The sequence below is a fragment of the Blastocatellia bacterium genome (assembly GCA_035275065.1).
Classification (GTDB): Bacteria; Acidobacteriota; Blastocatellia; order UBA7656; family UBA7656; genus DATENM01.
In genome coordinates this window covers 1-1,038 of the sequence record DATENM010000160.1, presented here as the reverse complement: position 1 = coordinate 1,038, position 1,038 = coordinate 1, and the positions used below count along the sequence as shown (strand labels likewise).

The 1,038-nt window shown below is 49.5% G+C and carries 1 protein-coding gene; it reads right to left on the bottom strand.

Going from position 1 to position 1,038, the window contains the following annotated elements; translation table 11 throughout:
- Positions 1–311: 311 nt before the first annotated feature.
- Positions 312–533, bottom strand: a complete 222-nt coding sequence (locus VJ464_30430) for a hypothetical protein (GenBank protein HKQ09477.1) — start codon at positions 531–533, stop codon at positions 312–314.
- Positions 534–1,038 lie beyond the last annotated feature (505 nt).

Sequence of the window (1,038 nt, the reverse complement as noted above, 5' to 3'; positions counted from 1 at the left end):
ACCAAGAAGCATGGACGACTGGCGAGAAGTATTTTTCGCTACGGATTGAATCATTTGCGGCACATCTTATGCAATCTTGCGGATCGCATCCAACAGATTGCATTTCGACAAGTTACTCAACTTTTGTCATGTACTTAGAATTAAACTTATTGAATTATGATTTATGATTTGAATGTTATACATATGATATAACCAATTTCGCATATGAGAGGTTCCTTTTGATCTATTTACTGCATAAGTTATATTACTTCCCAAATCGGAGTCTAACAGCCAGATGCTTGCATCAACCGCCCAGAAAGTCTGGTTGTGGCTCAGTCATAGAGGTATGAATCCGCGCTGATAGGGTAGCCGAACTTGCGCGCGAGCCATACAGGAATCAATGCCTCTTTCACATTGACAAATTCACCTTGCGACTTGGGCAACCATCCTTCACGGCTCATGCGGCTGCGCCAACTCCCAACCTGCGCCAGGATTGCCTTTTCTGTCTGCCTCTCGACGCAGTCAATGTAAACCAGATAACGCTTGTGGTCCATGCTGTTGTCGGTGATGACCTTCGCCGCCTGCTCTTCATCAATGCAGCGCTGTGTCGGTGTAGGTGTTGCTCAGCAGAACGCTGCGAGCCAGCTCTGATCTCGTCATGATGTCTTCTCCAAAATGTGGGCGGCCTGAGCGCCGCCCGTGCCCGGTCACATAATCAAGCCTTCCGCCCATCCGGCATTGGCATGGTTCATCAAGTAGAACTGGCGATGCTCGTCATAGGCGGGATGAGTGCGAACATTCAACAGGTTGAAAGCCCATCTACAAGTCTGTGCTGACTTGCGGCCCCACTCTTGGAAATCACCTTGCTCCTGGTGGTGATTGCGATGGCATCGCTTGTGCGTCGGGGCGGTCTCGGTGCCGCCCCATGCGCATCAAGCTAAGTAAAGAAGCCTGTAGGGGGATGAAAAAGAAACTCCTTCGGTGATAATTGGCATTGTCCATCAACACCAACAACGAAGGAGTTCTCTGATGCGCAACCTATCACACTTGCCCCACACC

What these genes read in the sequence shown, in the direction of transcription:
- VJ464_30430 (HKQ09477.1), bottom strand. Translation starts at nt 533, where the DNA reads ATGGACCACAAGCGTTATCTGGTTTACATTGACTGCGTCGAGAGGCAG.